Origin of the sequence: Janthinobacterium aestuarii (assembly GCF_046113285.1) — a bacterium.
In the GTDB taxonomy this organism is placed as follows: Bacteria; Pseudomonadota; Gammaproteobacteria; order Burkholderiales; family Burkholderiaceae_D; genus Janthinobacterium.
In genome coordinates this window covers 3,359,822-3,376,164 of sequence record NZ_CP142524.1, presented here as the reverse complement: position 1 = coordinate 3,376,164, position 16,343 = coordinate 3,359,822, and the positions used below count along the sequence as shown (strand labels likewise).

Here is a 16,343-nt window from a genome sequence, read left to right as displayed (position 1 = left end):
GGGTCGGACCCTGAGGGTCCGACCCCAGATTTTATTGTGCCGCCAATCCCAGCTTCAAGCCCACCAGCTTGCCCGGCGTGGCCTCCGTTTTTTCCGGCGCGCCCGCGCTGACCCTGGCCGCCGGCGTGCCGTCCTGCTGCAGGGCAGCCACAATCGCCGCGCTGCGCTGGGCACCCAGTTTATTCAAGGCATCGGCAGGCAGGGGCTGCTTGGCTTCCAGCTGTTCGCGCAAGCCGTTGTAGAACGCTCCCGTGTCGGCCACTTGCGGCTCACCCTCGATCAGCTTGCCCAGGCGTTGGAAGACGGGGATCTTGGCCGCCGCCGGTGCGGAAGCGTTGGCGGAGGCCGCCGCTGGGGCAGGCGCAGTTGATTCCGCCGCCTTTTTCTGCTTGTCCAGCTCGGCCTTGCCGAAGCGCTCGCCGTACAGCTCGCGCAGGGCGCCCCGTATCTTGCGTTCGCCCAGATTCAACGGTCCCGGTTCCTCTCCCGCTTCGAGCTTGATGCCGGCCTTGGCGGCGACGGCGCGGCGCACGGCCTGGGCGCGCAGGGCGGCTCCGTCCGTGTCGCTGTACTGGCCCGGCACGGCCAGCTTCAGCTGTTCGCGCTTGGCGAGGATCTGCGCCACCTGCTTGAGTTTTTCCCGCTCGGGCGGCAGCAGCACGGCGCTGCCCGCATCGAAGTCGATCGATTCCAGCTTGTCGGCGCTGATGCCCAGCAAGTTGCCCAGCGCGCGGAACGGCGCCGTGACGATTTTCGTCAGCACATTGCCGACGGCTTTCCAGATCAGCGCGCCATAGCTGAATTGCGGATCGTTCATGTCGCCCGACACGGGCAGGCCCAGGTCGATGCGCCCGTCGCTATCCTTGAGGATGGCCAGCGCCAATTCCAGCGGCAGCTTCAGGGCGTCCGGGCTGTCGATGCGCTCGCCCAGGGTCAGCTTGTCGAGCACGACCTGGTTGGTGCCGTCGAGCTGGCGGTTGCGCACCTTGTATTGCAAGTCCAGCGAAATCTTGCCTTCCGCCACTTTATAGCCGGCGAATTTCATCGTGTACGGCGAGGCGGATACCATGTCGACGTTCTTGAAGACCACGTTCAAGTCCGTGTTGTCGGTCGGGGCGAAGGGATTTAATTGTCCGCGCACGCGCGCCAGGCCGAATTCGTCGATGCGGCCGTCCAGCTCGATCTGGCTGCGCGCATCGCGCTTCGTCGACAGGCCCGTGACGACGCCGTTCAATTCATAGATTTTCGCCGCAAACTGTGGCCGCAGGCTCAGGTCGGCAAAGTCCAGCTTGGCATTCTGCAGGCGCACGCGGCGTACGCGCACGGGGAAACCTGCGTCGGCCGCAGGCGCGGTGGCGGTAGCCGGAGCGGGTGCCGTGGCCGGCTCGGGCGCCTTCACCAGCAGGCGCTGGGCATTGAGGCTGCGGTCGTTTTCGATGATCAGCTGGGCATTCGGTTCGACCACGCGCAGCTCGGGGATGTCGACAAAATCGGGGCCCACGCTGGCCGTCAGCTTGTCGGCGCGCACGCTTTTCCATGAGGCGAAGCGCTTGCCATCCGTTTCATTGAGCACGAGGCCGGCGATATCCACGCCGCCCTCATAGCGTACTTTCGGCGCTTTCGGCGCGCCGCCGCCCGTCGTCAGGCGCCCGCTGCCGGAGAGCGTGCCGCCCGCCAGCTTCAGTTTCAGATGCTGCGCCAGCAGCGGTTGCACGGGCGCCAGGGTCAGCTGTTTCAGGTTCAGTTGCGCATCGACGGCGCCCGTGCCCGGCACGAACTTGCCGTTGGCCGTGAGCAAGCCGCCTTCGCGCAGGCCCACGCCCAGCTCGAACGGCAGCGCCTGCTTCATGTCGTTGCTGACCTTGTGCAGCGACAGGCTGGCATCCTGCAGCGTGCCCTTGATGCCTGTGCCCGCGTCTTCGAAACGGGCACCGAATTTGCTCAGTTCCACCTTGTCTACCGTCGTGGACCACGGCGCGGAAGGGCTTTCCTTGCCTGCGTCGGCCTTGCCGGAGGAAAACACGGGCAGTTTTTGCGCAATCGCAAACTCTCCCTGGCGGTTGCGCGCCAGGTCAATCTGCGCACCGCTGGCCGTTACGGCGCCCAGGTGCACGCTATGCGCCGCCAGGTCGATCTTGCCTTCCGTAAAGCCCAGCTGGGCCAGCTTGAACGGCGTTTGCGCGCCCCGTTGCATGGCCAGGTCGGCCAGGCTGAAATTGGCGCCGTCGATCACGGTGGCCAAGCCCGCTGGCCCTTGTTGCAAGCCCAGCTGCAGCTGCAGTTGCAACTGTTTCGCGCTCAATTGCAGGGCTGGCGAGACGGTTTCATCGATGGTGGAGACGTCCACATTGGCCAGCGCCAGCTGTTTTAAATCCACCTTCCACTTGCCAGGTTTGGCTGGCGCGGCGGCCGGTGCTGCAGGTGCGGGATTGCCCGGCAGCATCAGGTTCGCCACGTCGATCTCGCCCTTGCTGTCGCGGCGCACGGCCACCTTGCCGCCGTACAAGTTGATTTTATCCACCGTGACGTTCTGGCGCGCCAGATCCACGTTCACGCCGGCGATGCCCAGGGTGTCCAGCGATGTAAATGGCGCGCCCTTGCCATCTTGCACCAGCGCCAGGTCGCGCAAGGCCAGGCCCGCGCCCTTGACCGTCGCTTGCAGCGTGCCGTCGGCATAGGAAAAGGCGTAGGGCAGGCGGGCCGACAGCTTGCCGCTGGTGACCGTCGCCCGCGTGTACGCCTTCAAATACGCGGCCAGGCCGGGCAGGGAAGCGTCGTTCAGTATCAACTCGCCTTCGCCGCGAATCGGGCTGAGCGAGGCCGTGCCGCGCCAGTGCAGCTTGCCGCCGCGCGCCGCGTCGGCGCTGAGGCTGTAGCTGCCGTTGGCATCGGGCAGGGTGGAGATATTGTCGAGTGTAAAGTTGATCGGCGTGAAGTTATCCGCATAACCCGCCTTCTGGTCTTGCCAGTCCACTTTGCCTTGTTCCAGCGCAAAGCGGGCGATGACGAGGCGCGGCATGCCGCCGTCGCTCTTGTCCGGATGATTGCGTTGCCAGGTGGCCAGCACTTCGGCCAGGTTGAACTTGCCGTCCGGCGTGATGGTCAACTGCGCCTGCGGCGCCGTGATGCGGATTTCCGCCAGGCTCCAGGCGCGGCGCACGATGGATTTCCATTCGAGTTGCACGGCCAGCGCGCCGATGGACAGCAGCGGCGCGCCGCTCTGGCCACCAGCGCTGGCCGCTTCCTTGAAAGCGATCTGGTCCGCTTCCAGGCGCAAGGTGAACGGGTTGAAGCGCACGTCGGCGATGCTGGCCTGGCGCGCCAGTTCTTTTTCTGCAAATTTGGGCAGCTGGTTTTTGATGACGTAGGGTACCAGCCAGAAACCGGCCGCGCTGTAGGCGGCCAGGACGCAGCCGGTGCCGACGGCCCAGCGCTGCCAGCGTTTCCAGCGAAATGTTTTCGTCTGCACGCTTTTGTTGTCGATTGTGTTCACGAACTTACCTTTTGATCTTGTTGGGCGGCACATCCTGCACGCCGTGACTGTCAGTATGCCTCTTTGCGGCCTCGTCTGCAAAATCCAAACGTGTTCAAGTGATAACAGGCGCCAGGGTGGCCTTGTTTCTCCTGTAAAACTCACACAAACCCACTCTTACTTGATAATGATTCTCATTATCGGTATCATGCGCGCTAACCGTAAGTTTCCATCCGTACATATTTTCTCATTGAAAGCCCGATGTCATGTCTGTCGTCTCTCCCCGCACCCGCTTACTTCCAGTCGCCGCGGCCCTGTCGCTGGCCTTCGCTTCCCATGCGGCCCATGCCGCCAGCGGCCAGGACGATCTGACGGCTGGCGATGAGAAAGTCATGCAAGCCGTGCAAGTGACGGGCGCCCGCGCGCAAGGCCTGGTGCCCGTCACGACGGAGGCGGGCAGCTTTCGCGGCGCCAACATCATGGACGTGCCGTCGACCGTCAACGTGATCACGCGCGAATTGCTGGAGCAGCAAGCCGTGTCCGGCCTGTACGATGCTGTGCGCAATACGGCGGGCGTGACGCGCCAGCAAAATGGCGGCGAAACGTGGGATCAGCTGGTGATACGCGGCATCGCCGTGGAAAACCGCACGAATTACCGCCTCAACGGTTCCATGCCCATCATGAATTTCTCGCAAGTGCCCATGGAAAACAAGGAACGGGTGGAAGTGCTGAAGGGCGCCTCGGCCCTGTACTACGGTTTTACGTCGCCGGCCGGCGTCGTCAACTTCGTCACCAAGCGGGCGGGCAGCAAGCCCGTCACCAGCATGGGCTTGAGCCTCGATGACCGGGGCAGTGCCGTGGCGAATGTCGACGTGGGCCGCCGTTTCGGCGCGCAGCAGGAATTCGGCGTGCGCATCAACGCGGCCGGCGGCACCCTGGGTTCCTACCTCGATCATGTCGGCAATGGCAACCGCAGCTTTCTCTCCACGGCGCTGGACTGGCGGGTGACAAATAAACTGCTGTTGAAATCCGACCTGGAATACGACCGCCGCAAGGTGACGGAGCAGGCGGGCGTGGCCTTGCCCACCGCCGTGAAAGGCGTGATCAACCTGCCGCGCGCCGTCGATCCGCGCAACTTGATCGGCCCCGACTGGTCGAATTTCGAGGCGCAGACGAAAAACGCGCAATTGCGCGCCGACTACGCCATCACGGATGGCTGGGCCTTGACGGTGGAGGCGGGCCACTCGGAAACGGCGCGCGACCGCCGCCTGGCCATCTTCCGCCTGAATAACGCGGCGGCGCTGGCCACGGGCGCGGGCCGCATCACGGGCAATATCCAGCACAGCGTGACGGCGTCGGACTTGCTGCGCGCGGAACTGGCCGGCAACTTTAATACGGGTTTGATTGCCCATGAACTGACCCTGGGCGCCTCGCGCACGGACAAGTCGCAAGATCCTATCTACCAGAGCAACTACACGATCGCGTCGCAAAACCTGTACAGCCCCGTACCCGTGACGAATGTCGTGTTCGGTCCCAAGCCGACGGCGCCGACGACGGCTGCGCTCGAGACGCGCGACACGGGCTTGTACGCGCTCGACCGCATGGTCTTCAGCCCGCAGTGGCAAAGCGTCATCGGCGTGCGCCGCAGCAGTTATCAGAGCGACCAGGGCGCCAGCCACTACGACGTCAGCAAGACGACGCCGATGGCCTCATTGATCTACAAGGCCACGCCCGAACTGTCGTTTTACGCGTCCACGGCGCGGGGCCTGGAAGAGGGCGAGACGGGCCCGACGGGCACCGTGAACCAGGGCGTCAAGATGGCGCCCGGCGTGAGCAAGCAGAAGGAGCTCGGTGCGCGCTGGCTGACGCCGGGCGGCACCTTGCTGTCCGCCGCGCTGTTCGACATCACGCGCCCCGGCTATTACACGAATAGCAGCAACGTCTTCACGTCGGACGGCGAACAGCGCTACCGCGGCCTGGAAATCTCGACGCAAGGCAAGCTGACGCGTCAGCTGTCGTGGCAGACGTCGGCCCAGCTGCTCGACCCGCGCTTTGCGCACATCAACGCCGACTACAATGGCAAGGCGCCGGAAAACGCGTCGAAACGCACGGCCAGCGCCTTCTTGGCTTATGCCTTCGACGCCGTGCCTGGCCTGTCCGTCAACGGCGGCGCGTATTACTACAGCGCCCGTCCCGTCAACGACCTGAACCAGGCCTTCCTCGGCGGCGTGAGCCTGTTCAGCGCGGGCGCCCGCTATGCGAGCCGCGTGATGGACAAGGCCGTCGTGTGGCAGCTGAACGTGGAAAATGCGGCCGACAAGCGCTACTGGGCCGGCGCGGGCACGCGGCTGGCGTCGGGTGCGCCGCGCGCCATCAAGCTGTCGATGAAGGTGGATTTGTAAGAACGCCTATCAAAACCTACTGCGCGTCGTGATCTGCGGCCTGCGATGCTCACTGTGCTCAAGCACAGTTCCGCTTCTCAGCCACAGCTCCCTTCCGCTCGCTACGGTTTTGTTAGGCGTTGTAAGCAAGGTTTGACTTGCGCCCTGTGCGCAGGGGCCTTGCCCTGATACAATGTTGCCATGTTCATCAGCAAAGGCAAGGCCGGCATCGTCCTGTGGATCGCGTGTATCGCCATCTTCCTGGCCACGCTCGCCCCTACGGTGTCGCGCGCGCTGACGGTCGCCAGCGGCCTGGCCGTGCCCAGCCTGGAAATCTGCTCGGTGGCGGGCGGCATGAACATGTTGCCCGCAACATTGTCCACTGACGCGCCTGATACTTCCAAGGGCAGCATGCGCATGGGCGATTGCCCCTGCTGCAGCATGCATGCGGACACCTTGTCGATACCGCCCACCACCCTCGTGCTCGCTTCCGGCGAGCTCCTCACGGGCTTGCTGCCCGAGCTGTTCTACCAATCCGCCACGCCCCTGTTCGCCTGGACGCCCGTCCAGCCCCGTGGGCCTCCCGCCGCTTTCTGATCTGTCCCTTTCCCTGAACTGCCTTGCGCCGCGCGGCCATGTGCTGTGTTGCGCTTGCGCCTGTTCATCTTACCTATACAGCATCTGAAAGCAGCACCATGAAACATTTACCGTTCTTGATTTCCCTCGCCATCGCCATGCCCGCCGTGGCGCAAACCCACAATGAAGCAGGCACCACCGTTTTGCCGGAAATGAAAGTCATCGTCACGGCCATAGGCGACGGCTACCGTCCTGCCGCCGACTCGGCGCTGATGCTCTCCAGCACGCCCGGCTACAGCGTGGCGGCCGGCGGCGGCGTGTCCGGCTTGCCTGTCGTCAATGGTTTTGCCGATGACCGCCTCAAGATTCGCATCGACGGCATGGAATTGACGTCCGCCTGCGCCAATCACATGAATGCGCCGTTGTCGTACATTGATCCGCAACAAGTGCAGCGCATCCGCCTGATCGCGGGTGTGACCCCCGTCAGCGCGGGCGGCGACAGCATCGGCGGCACCATCGAGGTGCAATCGAACGCGCCCGTCTTCGCCCGGCCGGGCGCGGGCCTGCTCACGCAAGGCAGCTTTGCCGTGTCGGGGCGCAGCGTCAACAACAGCGTGGCGACCAGCGTGCACGCCACGGCCGCCAGCGACGTGCTCAGCATCGGCTACAGCGGCGCCTATACGCGTGGCCACAGCTATGAAGACGGCCACGGCAATACCGTGCTGGCCAGCATGTTTGAAAGCATCAACCAGGCCATCGTGCTGGCGGCGAAGGGCGATGGTCAGCAGCTGACCTTGCGCGCCGGCGTGCAGCACATCCCGTACCAGGGTTTTCCCAACCAGTACATGGACATGACGGACAACCATGGCCAGTTCGCCAATCTCGCTTACCAGGGCACATTTGCCTGGGGCGTGCTGGACGCGCGCGCCTACTGGCAGCAGACGGACCACGAAATGGGCTTTTTCACGCCCGAGCGCAAGGGCACGATGCCGATGATTACGCATGGCCGCAACACCGGTTATGCGCTGATGGCCAGTCTGCCGACAGGGGCTGGCGAGTTGCGCCTGGGTCAGGAGCGGCACGGTTTCCGCCTCGACGATTACTGGCCGGCCGTGCCCGGTTCCATGATGATGGGGCCGCGCACCTACCTGAACATCAATGACGGCAAGCGCGACCGCGCCGTGCTGTTCGGCGAGCTGGAAACGCGCCACGATGCGCGCTGGACGAGCGTGCTGGGCGTGCGCGGCGAATCCGTGCGCATGGAGTCGGGCGACGTGCAATCGTACGGCACCAATATGATGAACATGCCGGACCTGATGGCCGCCAAGGCCTTCAATGCGCGCAGCCGCAGCCAGCGCGACACGAATATCGATGCCTCCGCGCAAGCGACATTCACGCCCGATGCGGCCAGCAGCTATGCATTCGCGCTGGCGCGCAAGGTGCGCTCGCCCAACCTGTACGAGCGCTACTCGTGGGGCCGCGGCTCGATGGCCATGACCATGACCAACTGGTTTGGCGACGGCAACGGCTATGTGGGCGATATCGACCTGAAACCGGAGACGGCGTACACAGCCGCGTTCACGGCCGACTGGCATGGCGGTGGCGAAGAGGGCTGGTTCCTGCGCGTCAACCCCTATTACAGCAAGGTCGACAATTACATCGACGTCGACGTGCTGTCGTCTTTCCACCCGTATATGAAAATGGGCGCGAACGGCAACTTGCTGCGCTTTGCCAACCACGACGCCAAATTGTACGGCGCGAATCTGGCCTGGCAGCTGCCGCTGGCCAGCAGCGCCCGCTGGGGCCGCTTCATGGCGACGGGCAATGCGGCTTACACGCGGGGCAAGCGCAGCGATGGCGGCGACCTGTACCGCATGATGCCGTTCAACGCCTTGCTGGCCGTCGAGCACAAGCTGGGCGCCTGGAGCAGCCGCATCGAAACGAAGATCGTGGCCCGCAAGGACAAGGTCGATGCCCGCCGCTTCGAACCGGAAACGGGCGGCTATGCGCTCGTCAACCTGCGCAGCAGCGTGGCATTGAACAAGATGGCCAGCCTGAGCGCCGGCGTGAGCAACCTGTTCAACCGCGCGTATGCGGACCCGCTCGGCGGCGTGTATCTGTCTGGGCTGAAAGCGAACGGCGGGGCGCTGCAAGCCTTGCCGGCCGAGGGACGGTCGATTGACCTGGGGCTGCAGCTGAAGTTCTAAGCCTGCTATCAGCGTGCGCCTTCCTGCCGCCGATGCGGCAGGAAGGCGCACGCTGGCAACGCCGCATCGGTGAGCGCCATGTGGTCGTGACAATGTGCGCATGTTTCTTGATGGTAATTTGTTATGCTCTCTGGCGCCAGCTTCAGGCGTTTGGCGCACATGGGTGCGATAGCGGAGGCTGAAGGCTTTATCTGCTCAAATGAAGCTGACTGAATAAAAGGTGTCCATGATCGCATTTAAAGATTTTCGTTCGACCACTGCGGGCAGTCCGCTTTCCGATGGCATGGACCGGTCGCTGGTATTGGCCAATGAATGGCTGTTAAAAACCGGCGTTCGTCCGGTCAACATCGAAACCATCACGGAAACGCGAGGCTGGACGGCGTTAGCCAAGGTTGAGCGAGGGATACGGGTTTGGTATGAAGTGGCGCCTCCTCCCTTGAAGTCCTGAGCTGTTCAGGCAGACCATTCCCCGCTCACCGGCCGCAGAGCCATCAACTTCCACCTCCGCTCTTTTTTCGCCGTGAGCCCGTCAGCACGCGCAGCGCGGTGGCGATCGGCACCTTGTTCTTGGCCAGGTAGGCGGCGGCCGTGGCGGTATCGAGCATTTCCTGGAAAATAATGCCGACCTCGATCTTTTGGGCCGTCAAATCGTCCTGCCTTGCGCAGTCGAGGATATCCATATTCGTAGCAGTAACTTTGTCATTCTTGGAGCGCATTTTTGCCTCGGTAGAAAAGAGAAAAAATGTCTCCTTTATTTGCCTTTAAGATAACTTATTTTTGTGACTTTGTGGAAATTTTTCTTTAATCGATAGTGCCTTCAAGAATTAAATTTAGCTATGGGCCAAGGTTAGTGCCTGGGGATGAATGCGGGATAGATGACATTCCCTCATGCATTGCCTGATCAACCATCGTTTGCCAGCGGCGCCCGGATGCGCTCTAATCATGGCTTGTTCCTACACGAGGTTGCCATGCTGCCCACTCCCGCCATCGCCGCGCTGCGCGAAAAATTTCCCCTGATTACAGAACTGATGGCCTTGCAGCCCTTGAGCTGGTTCAATCCCCGCATCGCCCCGGCGGCCGAGGGTTTGAAGGATGTGGGCTTGACGGCGGACGACGTGGCCGATGCCAGCGCGCGCCTGGCGCGCTTTGCGCCGTACCTGGCCAAGGCGTTTCCGGAAACGCAGGCCAGCGGCGGCGTCATCGAGTCGCCCGTCGTGCCGCTGCCCGCCATGCAGGCGGCCTTAGACATGACGAGCGGTCAGCTGTGGCTCAAGCAGGACAGCCATTTGCCCATTTCCGGCTCGATCAAGGCGCGCGGCGGCATCTATGAAGTGTTGAAACATGCGGAAATGCTGGCGCTGGACGCGGGCTTGCTGAAGGAGGGCGATGACTACAGCGTGCTGGCCAGCGACGCCGTGCGCGCCTTCTTTGGCCAGTATGCGATCGCCGTCGGGTCCACGGGCAACCTCGGTTTGTCGATCGGCATCATGAGCGCGCGTCTGGGCTTTCGCGCCACCGTACACATGTCGGCCGATGCGCGGCAATGGAAGAAGGATAAATTGCGCATCCACGGCGTCACCGTCGTCGAGTACGCGACCGACTACAGCGTGGCCGTGGAAGCGGGGCGCCAGCAGGCGGAGAACGACCCCACCTGCCACTTCGTCGACGATGAAAATTCGCACGATCTGTTCCTCGGCTATGCGGTGGCGGGCCAGCGCCTGCAAGCCCAGTTCCAAGCGGCCGGCGTCGCGGTCGATGCGCATCACCCGCTGTTCGTCTACCTGCCGTGCGGCGTGGGCGGCGGTCCCGGCGGCGTGGCCTTCGGCTTGAAGCTGGCCTTTGGCGATTTTGTTCACTGCGTCTTCGTCGAGCCGACCCACTCGCCGTGCATGCTGCTGGGCGTGCACACGGGCTTGCACGAGGGAATTAGTGTGCAGGAGATCCGCATCGACAACCTGACGGCCGCCGATGGACTGGCCGTGGGACGCCCGTCCGGCTTCGTCGGGCGCGCCATGCAGCGGCTGATCGACGGCTACGCCACCGTCACCGATGAAGAACTGTACCGCTTGCTGGCGACGCTTGAGCAAACGCAAGGCTTGCGCCTGGAACCGTCCGCCGTGGCCGGTTTCGCGGGCATCCCTGCCGTGCTGGCCGCGCCGCAATACCAGGCGCAGCTGGAAACGGCCACCCACCTCGTGTGGGGTACGGGCGGCAGCATGGTGCCCGAGCAGGAAATGGCTGCCTACGTGGCGCGCGGCCGCGCCTTGCTGGCGGCCGGAGCCGCCTGATGCCGCCCGGCATGCCGCGCATGTCCACGCTGACGGCCAGCCAGTTCGCCAACCTGCACACCTTTCTCGTGGCGGCGCGCCATGCCAGCTTCGCGCTGGCCGCGCAGGAACTGGCGCTCACGCCCAGTGCCGTCAGCCACCGCATCGCGCGGCTGGAAAGCAGCCTGGGCTTGCGGCTGTTCCAGCGCCTGACGCGGCAGGTCAAACTGACGGCCGACGGCGAGCGCATCTTTGCCGCCCTGCAAATCGGCTGGGACGGCTTGCAGGCGGCGCTGGCCGGCGGCAATGCGCTGGCGGGCAGCATCACCGTGCATGCGCGCCCGTCCATCGCCCAGTGCTGGCTGGTGCCGCGCCTGGCAGGCTTCGCTGCACAGTATCCGGACGTGTCGGTCGACTTGCGCGTGGGCAATGAAAGCGTGGACTTTCGCGCCGGCCAGGTCGACCTGGCCTTGCACTATGGCGACGGCCACTTTCCCGGCCTGGCATCGCGCAAGCTGATGGAGGAATGGCTGGCGCCCGCGTGCAGCCCGCACTATGCGCGCGAACACGGCTTGTTTGACGCGCCGCATCAGCTGTCCAGCGCGACGCTGCTGCACGACACCCTGGCCTGGCCCGCCTGCGCGCCCGACGCCGAGTGGCGGTTGTGGCTGGACGGGCAGGCGCCGGAGGTGACCTTGCCGGCGCGCAGCCTGCGCTTCGACCGCGCCGACCTGTGCGCGCAGGCGGCCATCCACCATGCGGGCGTGGCCATGGGCCGGCGCCAGCTGGTGCAGCCGTGGCTGGCCAGCGGCCAGCTGGTCTTGCCGTTCGGCCCTTTCAACTTGCCCAGCCCGCAGGCGTATTACCTCGTGCATGCCGCTCGGCCGCTGCCGGCGAGGGTGCAGGCCTTGTTCGATTGGCTGCTGGGGCAGGCAATTTGATACACTGCGCCCCTTGTTGAAGCACACGCCAGAAAGAACACCCATGCAGCCAACCCCATCGACTTCGACCGCGCCGGCGCAATTGCGCGAGTTACGCAGCACTGCGCTGGCCTGCCTGCTGGAACCGGACCCGGCAACCAAGGTGGCGATGGTGGCCGCCATGGCCGCGGCGCCGCTGGCGCTCGACGCAAAGGCGGACTTGGCGCCCACGGGCGCCGTGCCGGGCCGGCCCGAGCGTCCGGAACTGGTGCCGCCGCGCCTGGTGGGGCGGCGTTCGATGATCACGCCGGAAGGGCGCGCCATGCTGGTGCACGCGCTCGCGCATATCGAATTCAACGCGATGAATTTGGCGCTCGATGCCCTGTGGCGCTTCCCGGACCTGCCGGCTGAATACTACACGGACTGGCTGCGCGTGGCGAAGGAGGAAGCGACGCACTTTGCCATGCTGCAGGCGCACCTGCAGGTCTTGGGCCACACGTATGGCGACTTCCCCGGCCACGACAGCCTGTGGGAAATGGTCGACAAGACGCGCGGCGACGTGCTGGCGCGCATGGCGCTGGTGCCGCGCACCCTGGAAGCGCGGGGCCTCGATGCGATTCCGCCGCTGCGCGCCAAGCTGGCGCAGGCGGGCGACATGGCCGCCGCAGCCATCCTCGACATCATCTTGCGCGACGAAGTGGGGCACGTCGAGATCGGCAACCGCTGGTACGGCTATCTGTGCGCGCAGCGCGGCCTGGAGCTGCGCGCGACGTATGCGGAACTGGCGCTGCGCTACGAGGCGCCCACCCTGCGCGGCCCGTTCAACCTGGAAGCGCGGCGGCGGGCGGGGTTTTCGGAGCTGGAATTGTCCGATCTGCCCGCCTGACCTTGCCTACGGATGGGCCGTGAGGCTGATGTGCCAGTGGCTCAGGTGTCCCGTCTCGATGTGCACTTTTGCCGGCTTGGTCCAGGCGCCCGCGCCGGGGATCTTGTCGGCCGGCGCGGCGGAAAAGCGCCCGTCGACGAGGGCCAGCTTGATGAAGCTGGGGCCGATGTAGATGATGCGCGTGCTGGCCGGCGCCGCTTCCTGGGCCAGCATGGCCCGGTTCGCCGCGATCCACGCCAGCAGCGCCGTCAGTTTCGGCTTTTGCGCGGGGTTGGCCACCACTTCCGCTTTTGCGTCGTTGATCAGCTGGTGAATGGCGGCGCCGTCGTTCTGGCCGCCCAGCGCGTCCGTATAGCCGCCGGCGCCGTCCGCGTAGCGCAAGTCGATCTGCTGGCCGTCGCTGTGGCCGCTGTGGCCGAGGATGGACCGGCCCGTTGCCGTCTGCGTCACGTGCTGGCCGCTGATGTCGTCGAAACGGTAAGCCTTGCTCGCCAGCCAGGCGATGGCCAGGCGCGTGGCCCACGAATCGCCGCCAGGATCGCGCGTGCCGTAGCGCCGCGCCGCCAGCGCCGCCTCGTAGTTGGCCAGGTACAGGGGGATATAGGCCGTGTCGCCCTTGAACGCCACTTGTCCCCCTTCGGCCGGGTCGGAGCTGGCATCGGTATTGTCGATGCGGCCCTTCAGGCGCACCGTGACGACGGCCTTCTTGTCGAGCTTGGCGCCGGCAAAGGCGGGCAGCACCAGGCTGGGAAATTTCACGGTGCCGGCAGTCTTGGTATTGGTCTGGGACAATAAATTCTGCGTGCTGAAGGCGGGATCGCCGCCGCCGGACGCAATGCCGATATTGACTTCCGTAATCGTCGCCGCCGCCGGCGTGTAGTGCAATTCCAGCGGCAAGGTGTGCGTGGCCGTGGCACTTCCTTGCGACACGGACACATACGGTCCCGCCAGATTGCCCGTCAACTTGATCGGCTGCAACACGGGGTGGGCATCCTTGTTGGGCGAAAGGAATTTTGCCAGCGTCACCTTCAAGCCCTTGCACGCGAGGCTCAGTTCCACCGTCGTCACGGTGGCCAGAGCGCTGTCGCCGATATTCGTGGCGCTGACATTGCCGCCCAGGGTCAATGCCCCATCCTTGGTTTGCTTGCTGACATCGACGCACTCGGTCCTGACGATGGTGCCCTGCGTAAAGTGGCTCTGGTTGACGGCGCCTGCGGCGGCCAGGTTGACCCCGGGCAGCCCCGTCACGGAATAGGACCAGGTATCGTTGTACTGGCTTTGCGCCGTCGTGTAGACGGGATACTCGGCCGTGCTGACGGTGATTTTCACGCCCACGTTTTTCGTGTCCTTGGGCACCGTGAAGGCGATGGGCGAGCTGATGGTCTGGTTTTGCGCGGCCGCCGTGGCCGTGAAGGTCTTGCTGTCCGCGTCATCCTGCGGCGTGACGTCGCCCGCGGCGCGATGGCTGGCGGGCACCTCGCGCGCGGGCGGCGCGGCGCCATCCTGCGTGACGCTGCCGGCGGTATAGGTCTTCGCCTCGGCGCGCAAGGCCGGGCTCGCCGCATACGGGTAGACGATGTCGACATTGACGTTGCTGCTGCTGTTGAAGACGACGGCGCTGACGCTGACCACGTTCGGATGGGCGAGGTCGTTCAAGGTCAGCTGATAGGTGTCGGGCAGCACGCCATTGAAGTGGAAGGCGCCCGTGGCGTCGACCACGGCTACCTGGCGCTGGCGGTTGTTGTAGCCGGCCAATAACATCTTCTTGCCGGCCAGTCCCGTGGCATTGCCGCCTGCGGGCGTGAGCAGCTGTCCTTGCAGCACGATGCCGGACTTGATGACGATCAAGGCATAGCTGGCCGTGAACTCGCCATCCTGCGAGACGAAATTGAGATTCAGGTCGTAGCTGCCGTTGGGCAAGGATGCCAGCAGTTGCTGCATGGCCGTGGCACCGATGCTGAAGGTGCCGCTGGCCGCATCGAACGTCCAGTAGCTCTTGAGGCTGATGGCCATGCCATCCGGGCCGGACAGCAGACCGTCGCTGTCATCCTGCAGTGCCATGGGGGCCGCGCCCACGAGGCGCAATCCCAGGCCGCCCGGCTGCAGGCGGTTGTTCGGCCCCAGCCCAGTGATGGCCAGCACGGGTGCCGCGGCGGGCACGCTGCCGTCGTCGTTCGGCTCCACATAGGTTTCCACGGCCGTCGGCAGTTCGGTCTGGATCAGCAGATCCAGGATGGTGACCTTGCCGCCCTTGCTGAGGGAAAATTGCGCATGCTGGTCGACGCCCGTGTCGCCCGGCGTGGAAAAGCGCAGGCTGCCTTCCTGCAGCAGCACGTCCGTGACGGCGCCGCTGGCCTTGACGCTGTCGGCTCCATCGGGAAAGCCCAGCCCGGACAGCGGCAGCACGACCACTTGCGCGGGCCGCACGGGGTCGAGCGCGATGCCGGTGCTGGCGCTGAAAGTCCAGGTCAGGCCGGCGCTCTGGAAGGCGATGCTGCGCTCGATGCGCAGGGTGATGGTGTCAGCGGGCGTGACGGTGGCGCCCGCGCCGATGCTGCCGGCCTGCACGTCGCCATCGATGATGGTGCTGCCTTCTGGCGCGCTGGCCAGCACGGCTTGCACATTGCCGGCCGCCTCGCTGCCATTGTTGCGGATGTGCACGCGGTAAGTGTAGTCCCAGACCGTGCGGCTGACGCGCTGTTCAGCCACTTTATCGAGCATCGTCACTTCAAAGTCGCCGGCGGCCTGGACTGTGGCTGCCGCTGCCGCCAGCATGACCTTCGGCGCGGGCGACTGCGTGGGATCGTTGGGGCCGCCGCAGGCGCACAGGCCGAGCGCCAGGCCTGTGGCCAGCGCGGCGCCGGCCAGCTGCCGGCGCCGCAGGCACGCCAAGCCCAGCACGCCAGCCAGCAGCAGCCATGGTGTCGAGGGCAGGGGCACGGCGGCCGGCTGCGTGATGCCCGTGTCGAGTTCGATGAAGGAGACGGGGTCGAGGATGCTAAACGGCTGGGCGCCAGGGCTGCCCGCGCCAAGGTAATCGAAGGTGACGGAAAAGCCCGTGGCCGTGGCGCCGGGGACGATGCCGCCGGCCAGCGCCAGCGCGTCGAGGTAGCCGCTGGCGGGAATGGCGGGATCGGGCTGTACCAGCAGCACGTCCCAGCCCGGCGCCGTTGCGACGCCGTGCAGGTTGGCGTACTGGCCCACGCTGAAGAACAAGGTGAATTCCTCGATGGGCACGGCCAGGGTGGTATTGCTGACCGTGTAGTCGTAGCGCCACTGCGTGCCGCCCAGCGACGTCGCCGTGTAGCCGATGCTGGTGGCGTGCGCGGCCGACATTACGCATAGCAGCAGCGCCAGCAGCACTTGTTTGATAAAGCTCATGATCGTTCCCCCGTTGACTGGCGCCAAGCGTGCCCAGGCGAGAGGTCAAGCAGGAAACGTTCCTGTCTGGATTATGCTGCAAAAACAAGGGGTTGGCTGGGACGGGCCGGAGCAGGTGTCAAATCTGCCGACACCGGCCCTTATGGATGAGTCTGTCAGCGCTGTCCTACCCATCTTGTCGAAACCGTCTGATTGTATGCCTTGTGGAAACACGCGATGATCGTGTCCATGCTGCAACAGCCAACCAGTCCGA

At 64.8% G+C, this 16,343-nt stretch carries 10 protein-coding genes; 7 read left to right on the top strand and 3 right to left on the bottom strand.

The window, feature by feature from the left end:
- Positions 1-31 precede the first annotated feature (31 nt).
- Positions 32-3,493: a DUF748 domain-containing protein gene (locus tag OX462_RS15220; protein ID WP_409026459.1), complete on the bottom strand. Its 3,462-nt coding sequence runs from the start codon at positions 3,491-3,493 to the stop codon at positions 32-34.
- A 245-nt stretch (positions 3,494-3,738) separates the two neighbouring features.
- Between OX462_RS15220 and OX462_RS15215 the strand changes: the two genes are divergently transcribed.
- The 4 genes from OX462_RS15215 to OX462_RS15200 all read left to right on the top strand — a co-directional run bounded on the left by OX462_RS15215 (position 3,739) and on the right by OX462_RS15200 (position 9,084).
- Positions 3,739-5,874, top strand: coding sequence for a TonB-dependent siderophore receptor (locus tag OX462_RS15215; protein WP_409026458.1), 2,136 nt, complete (start codon positions 3,739-3,741; stop codon positions 5,872-5,874).
- A 180-nt stretch (positions 5,875-6,054) separates the two neighbouring features.
- Positions 6,055-6,450: a DUF2946 domain-containing protein gene (locus OX462_RS15210; protein ID WP_409026457.1), complete on the top strand. Its 396-nt coding sequence runs from the start codon at positions 6,055-6,057 to the stop codon at positions 6,448-6,450.
- 98 nt (positions 6,451-6,548) lie between these two features.
- Positions 6,549-8,636, top strand: a complete 2,088-nt coding sequence (locus OX462_RS15205; protein WP_409026456.1) for a TonB-dependent receptor — start codon at positions 6,549-6,551, stop codon at positions 8,634-8,636.
- A gap of 226 nt (positions 8,637-8,862) precedes the next feature.
- Positions 8,863-9,084: a hypothetical protein gene (locus tag OX462_RS15200; protein ID WP_139142896.1), complete on the top strand. Its 222-nt coding sequence runs from the start codon at positions 8,863-8,865 to the stop codon at positions 9,082-9,084.
- A 43-nt stretch (positions 9,085-9,127) separates the two neighbouring features.
- Here the strand turns inward: OX462_RS15200 and OX462_RS15195 are convergent, their stop codons facing one another.
- On the bottom strand, positions 9,128-9,316 hold the full coding sequence (locus tag OX462_RS15195; protein ID WP_409026455.1) for a hypothetical protein: 189 nt from the start codon (positions 9,314-9,316) through the stop codon (positions 9,128-9,130).
- A 288-nt stretch (positions 9,317-9,604) separates the two neighbouring features.
- Between OX462_RS15195 and OX462_RS15190 the strand changes: the two genes are divergently transcribed.
- From OX462_RS15190 to OX462_RS15180, 3 genes are read left to right on the top strand one after another with little or no spacing between them, the layout of a single operon-like run.
- Positions 9,605-10,924 (top strand): D-serine ammonia-lyase, encoded by a 1,320-nt coding sequence (locus tag OX462_RS15190; protein ID WP_409026454.1) that lies wholly within the window; start codon positions 9,605-9,607, stop codon positions 10,922-10,924.
- Complete coding sequence (gene dsdC, locus OX462_RS15185) at positions 10,924-11,844, top strand: DNA-binding transcriptional regulator DsdC (RefSeq protein ID WP_070313648.1); 921 nt, start codon at positions 10,924-10,926, stop codon at positions 11,842-11,844. The genes OX462_RS15190 and dsdC overlap by 1 nt, the downstream gene beginning before the upstream one ends.
- 43 nt (positions 11,845-11,887) lie before the next feature.
- Positions 11,888-12,709, top strand: coding sequence for a ferritin-like domain-containing protein (locus tag OX462_RS15180; protein WP_070313649.1), 822 nt, complete (start codon positions 11,888-11,890; stop codon positions 12,707-12,709).
- 6 nt (positions 12,710-12,715) lie between these two features.
- Here the strand turns inward: OX462_RS15180 and OX462_RS15175 are convergent, their stop codons facing one another.
- Entirely contained in the window at positions 12,716-16,090 is a 3,375-nt protein-coding gene (locus OX462_RS15175; protein WP_409026453.1) for a hypothetical protein, read from the bottom strand.
- Between the last annotated feature and the right edge of the window lie 253 nt (positions 16,091-16,343).

Bases quoted from the DNA above. Each gene is read 5' to 3' on its own strand.
- OX462_RS15215 (WP_409026458.1), top strand. From the start codon at position 3,739: ATGTCTGTCGTCTCTCCCCGCACCCGCTTACTTCCAGTCGCCGCGGCC.
- OX462_RS15210 (WP_409026457.1), top strand. From the start codon at position 6,055: ATGTTCATCAGCAAAGGCAAGGCCGGCATCGTCCTGTGGATCGCGTGT.
- OX462_RS15205 (WP_409026456.1), top strand. From the start codon at position 6,549: ATGAAACATTTACCGTTCTTGATTTCCCTCGCCATCGCCATGCCCGCC.
- OX462_RS15200 (WP_139142896.1), top strand. From the start codon at position 8,863: ATGATCGCATTTAAAGATTTTCGTTCGACCACTGCGGGCAGTCCGCTT.
- OX462_RS15195 (WP_409026455.1), bottom strand. From the start codon at position 9,316: ATGGATATCCTCGACTGCGCAAGGCAGGACGATTTGACGGCCCAAAAG.
- OX462_RS15190 (WP_409026454.1), top strand. From the start codon at position 9,605: ATGCTGCCCACTCCCGCCATCGCCGCGCTGCGCGAAAAATTTCCCCTG.
- dsdC (WP_070313648.1), top strand. From the start codon at position 10,924: ATGCCGCCCGGCATGCCGCGCATGTCCACGCTGACGGCCAGCCAGTTC.
- OX462_RS15180 (WP_070313649.1), top strand. From the start codon at position 11,888: ATGCAGCCAACCCCATCGACTTCGACCGCGCCGGCGCAATTGCGCGAG.
- OX462_RS15175 (WP_409026453.1), bottom strand. From the start codon at position 16,090: ATGAGCTTTATCAAACAAGTGCTGCTGGCGCTGCTGCTATGCGTAATG.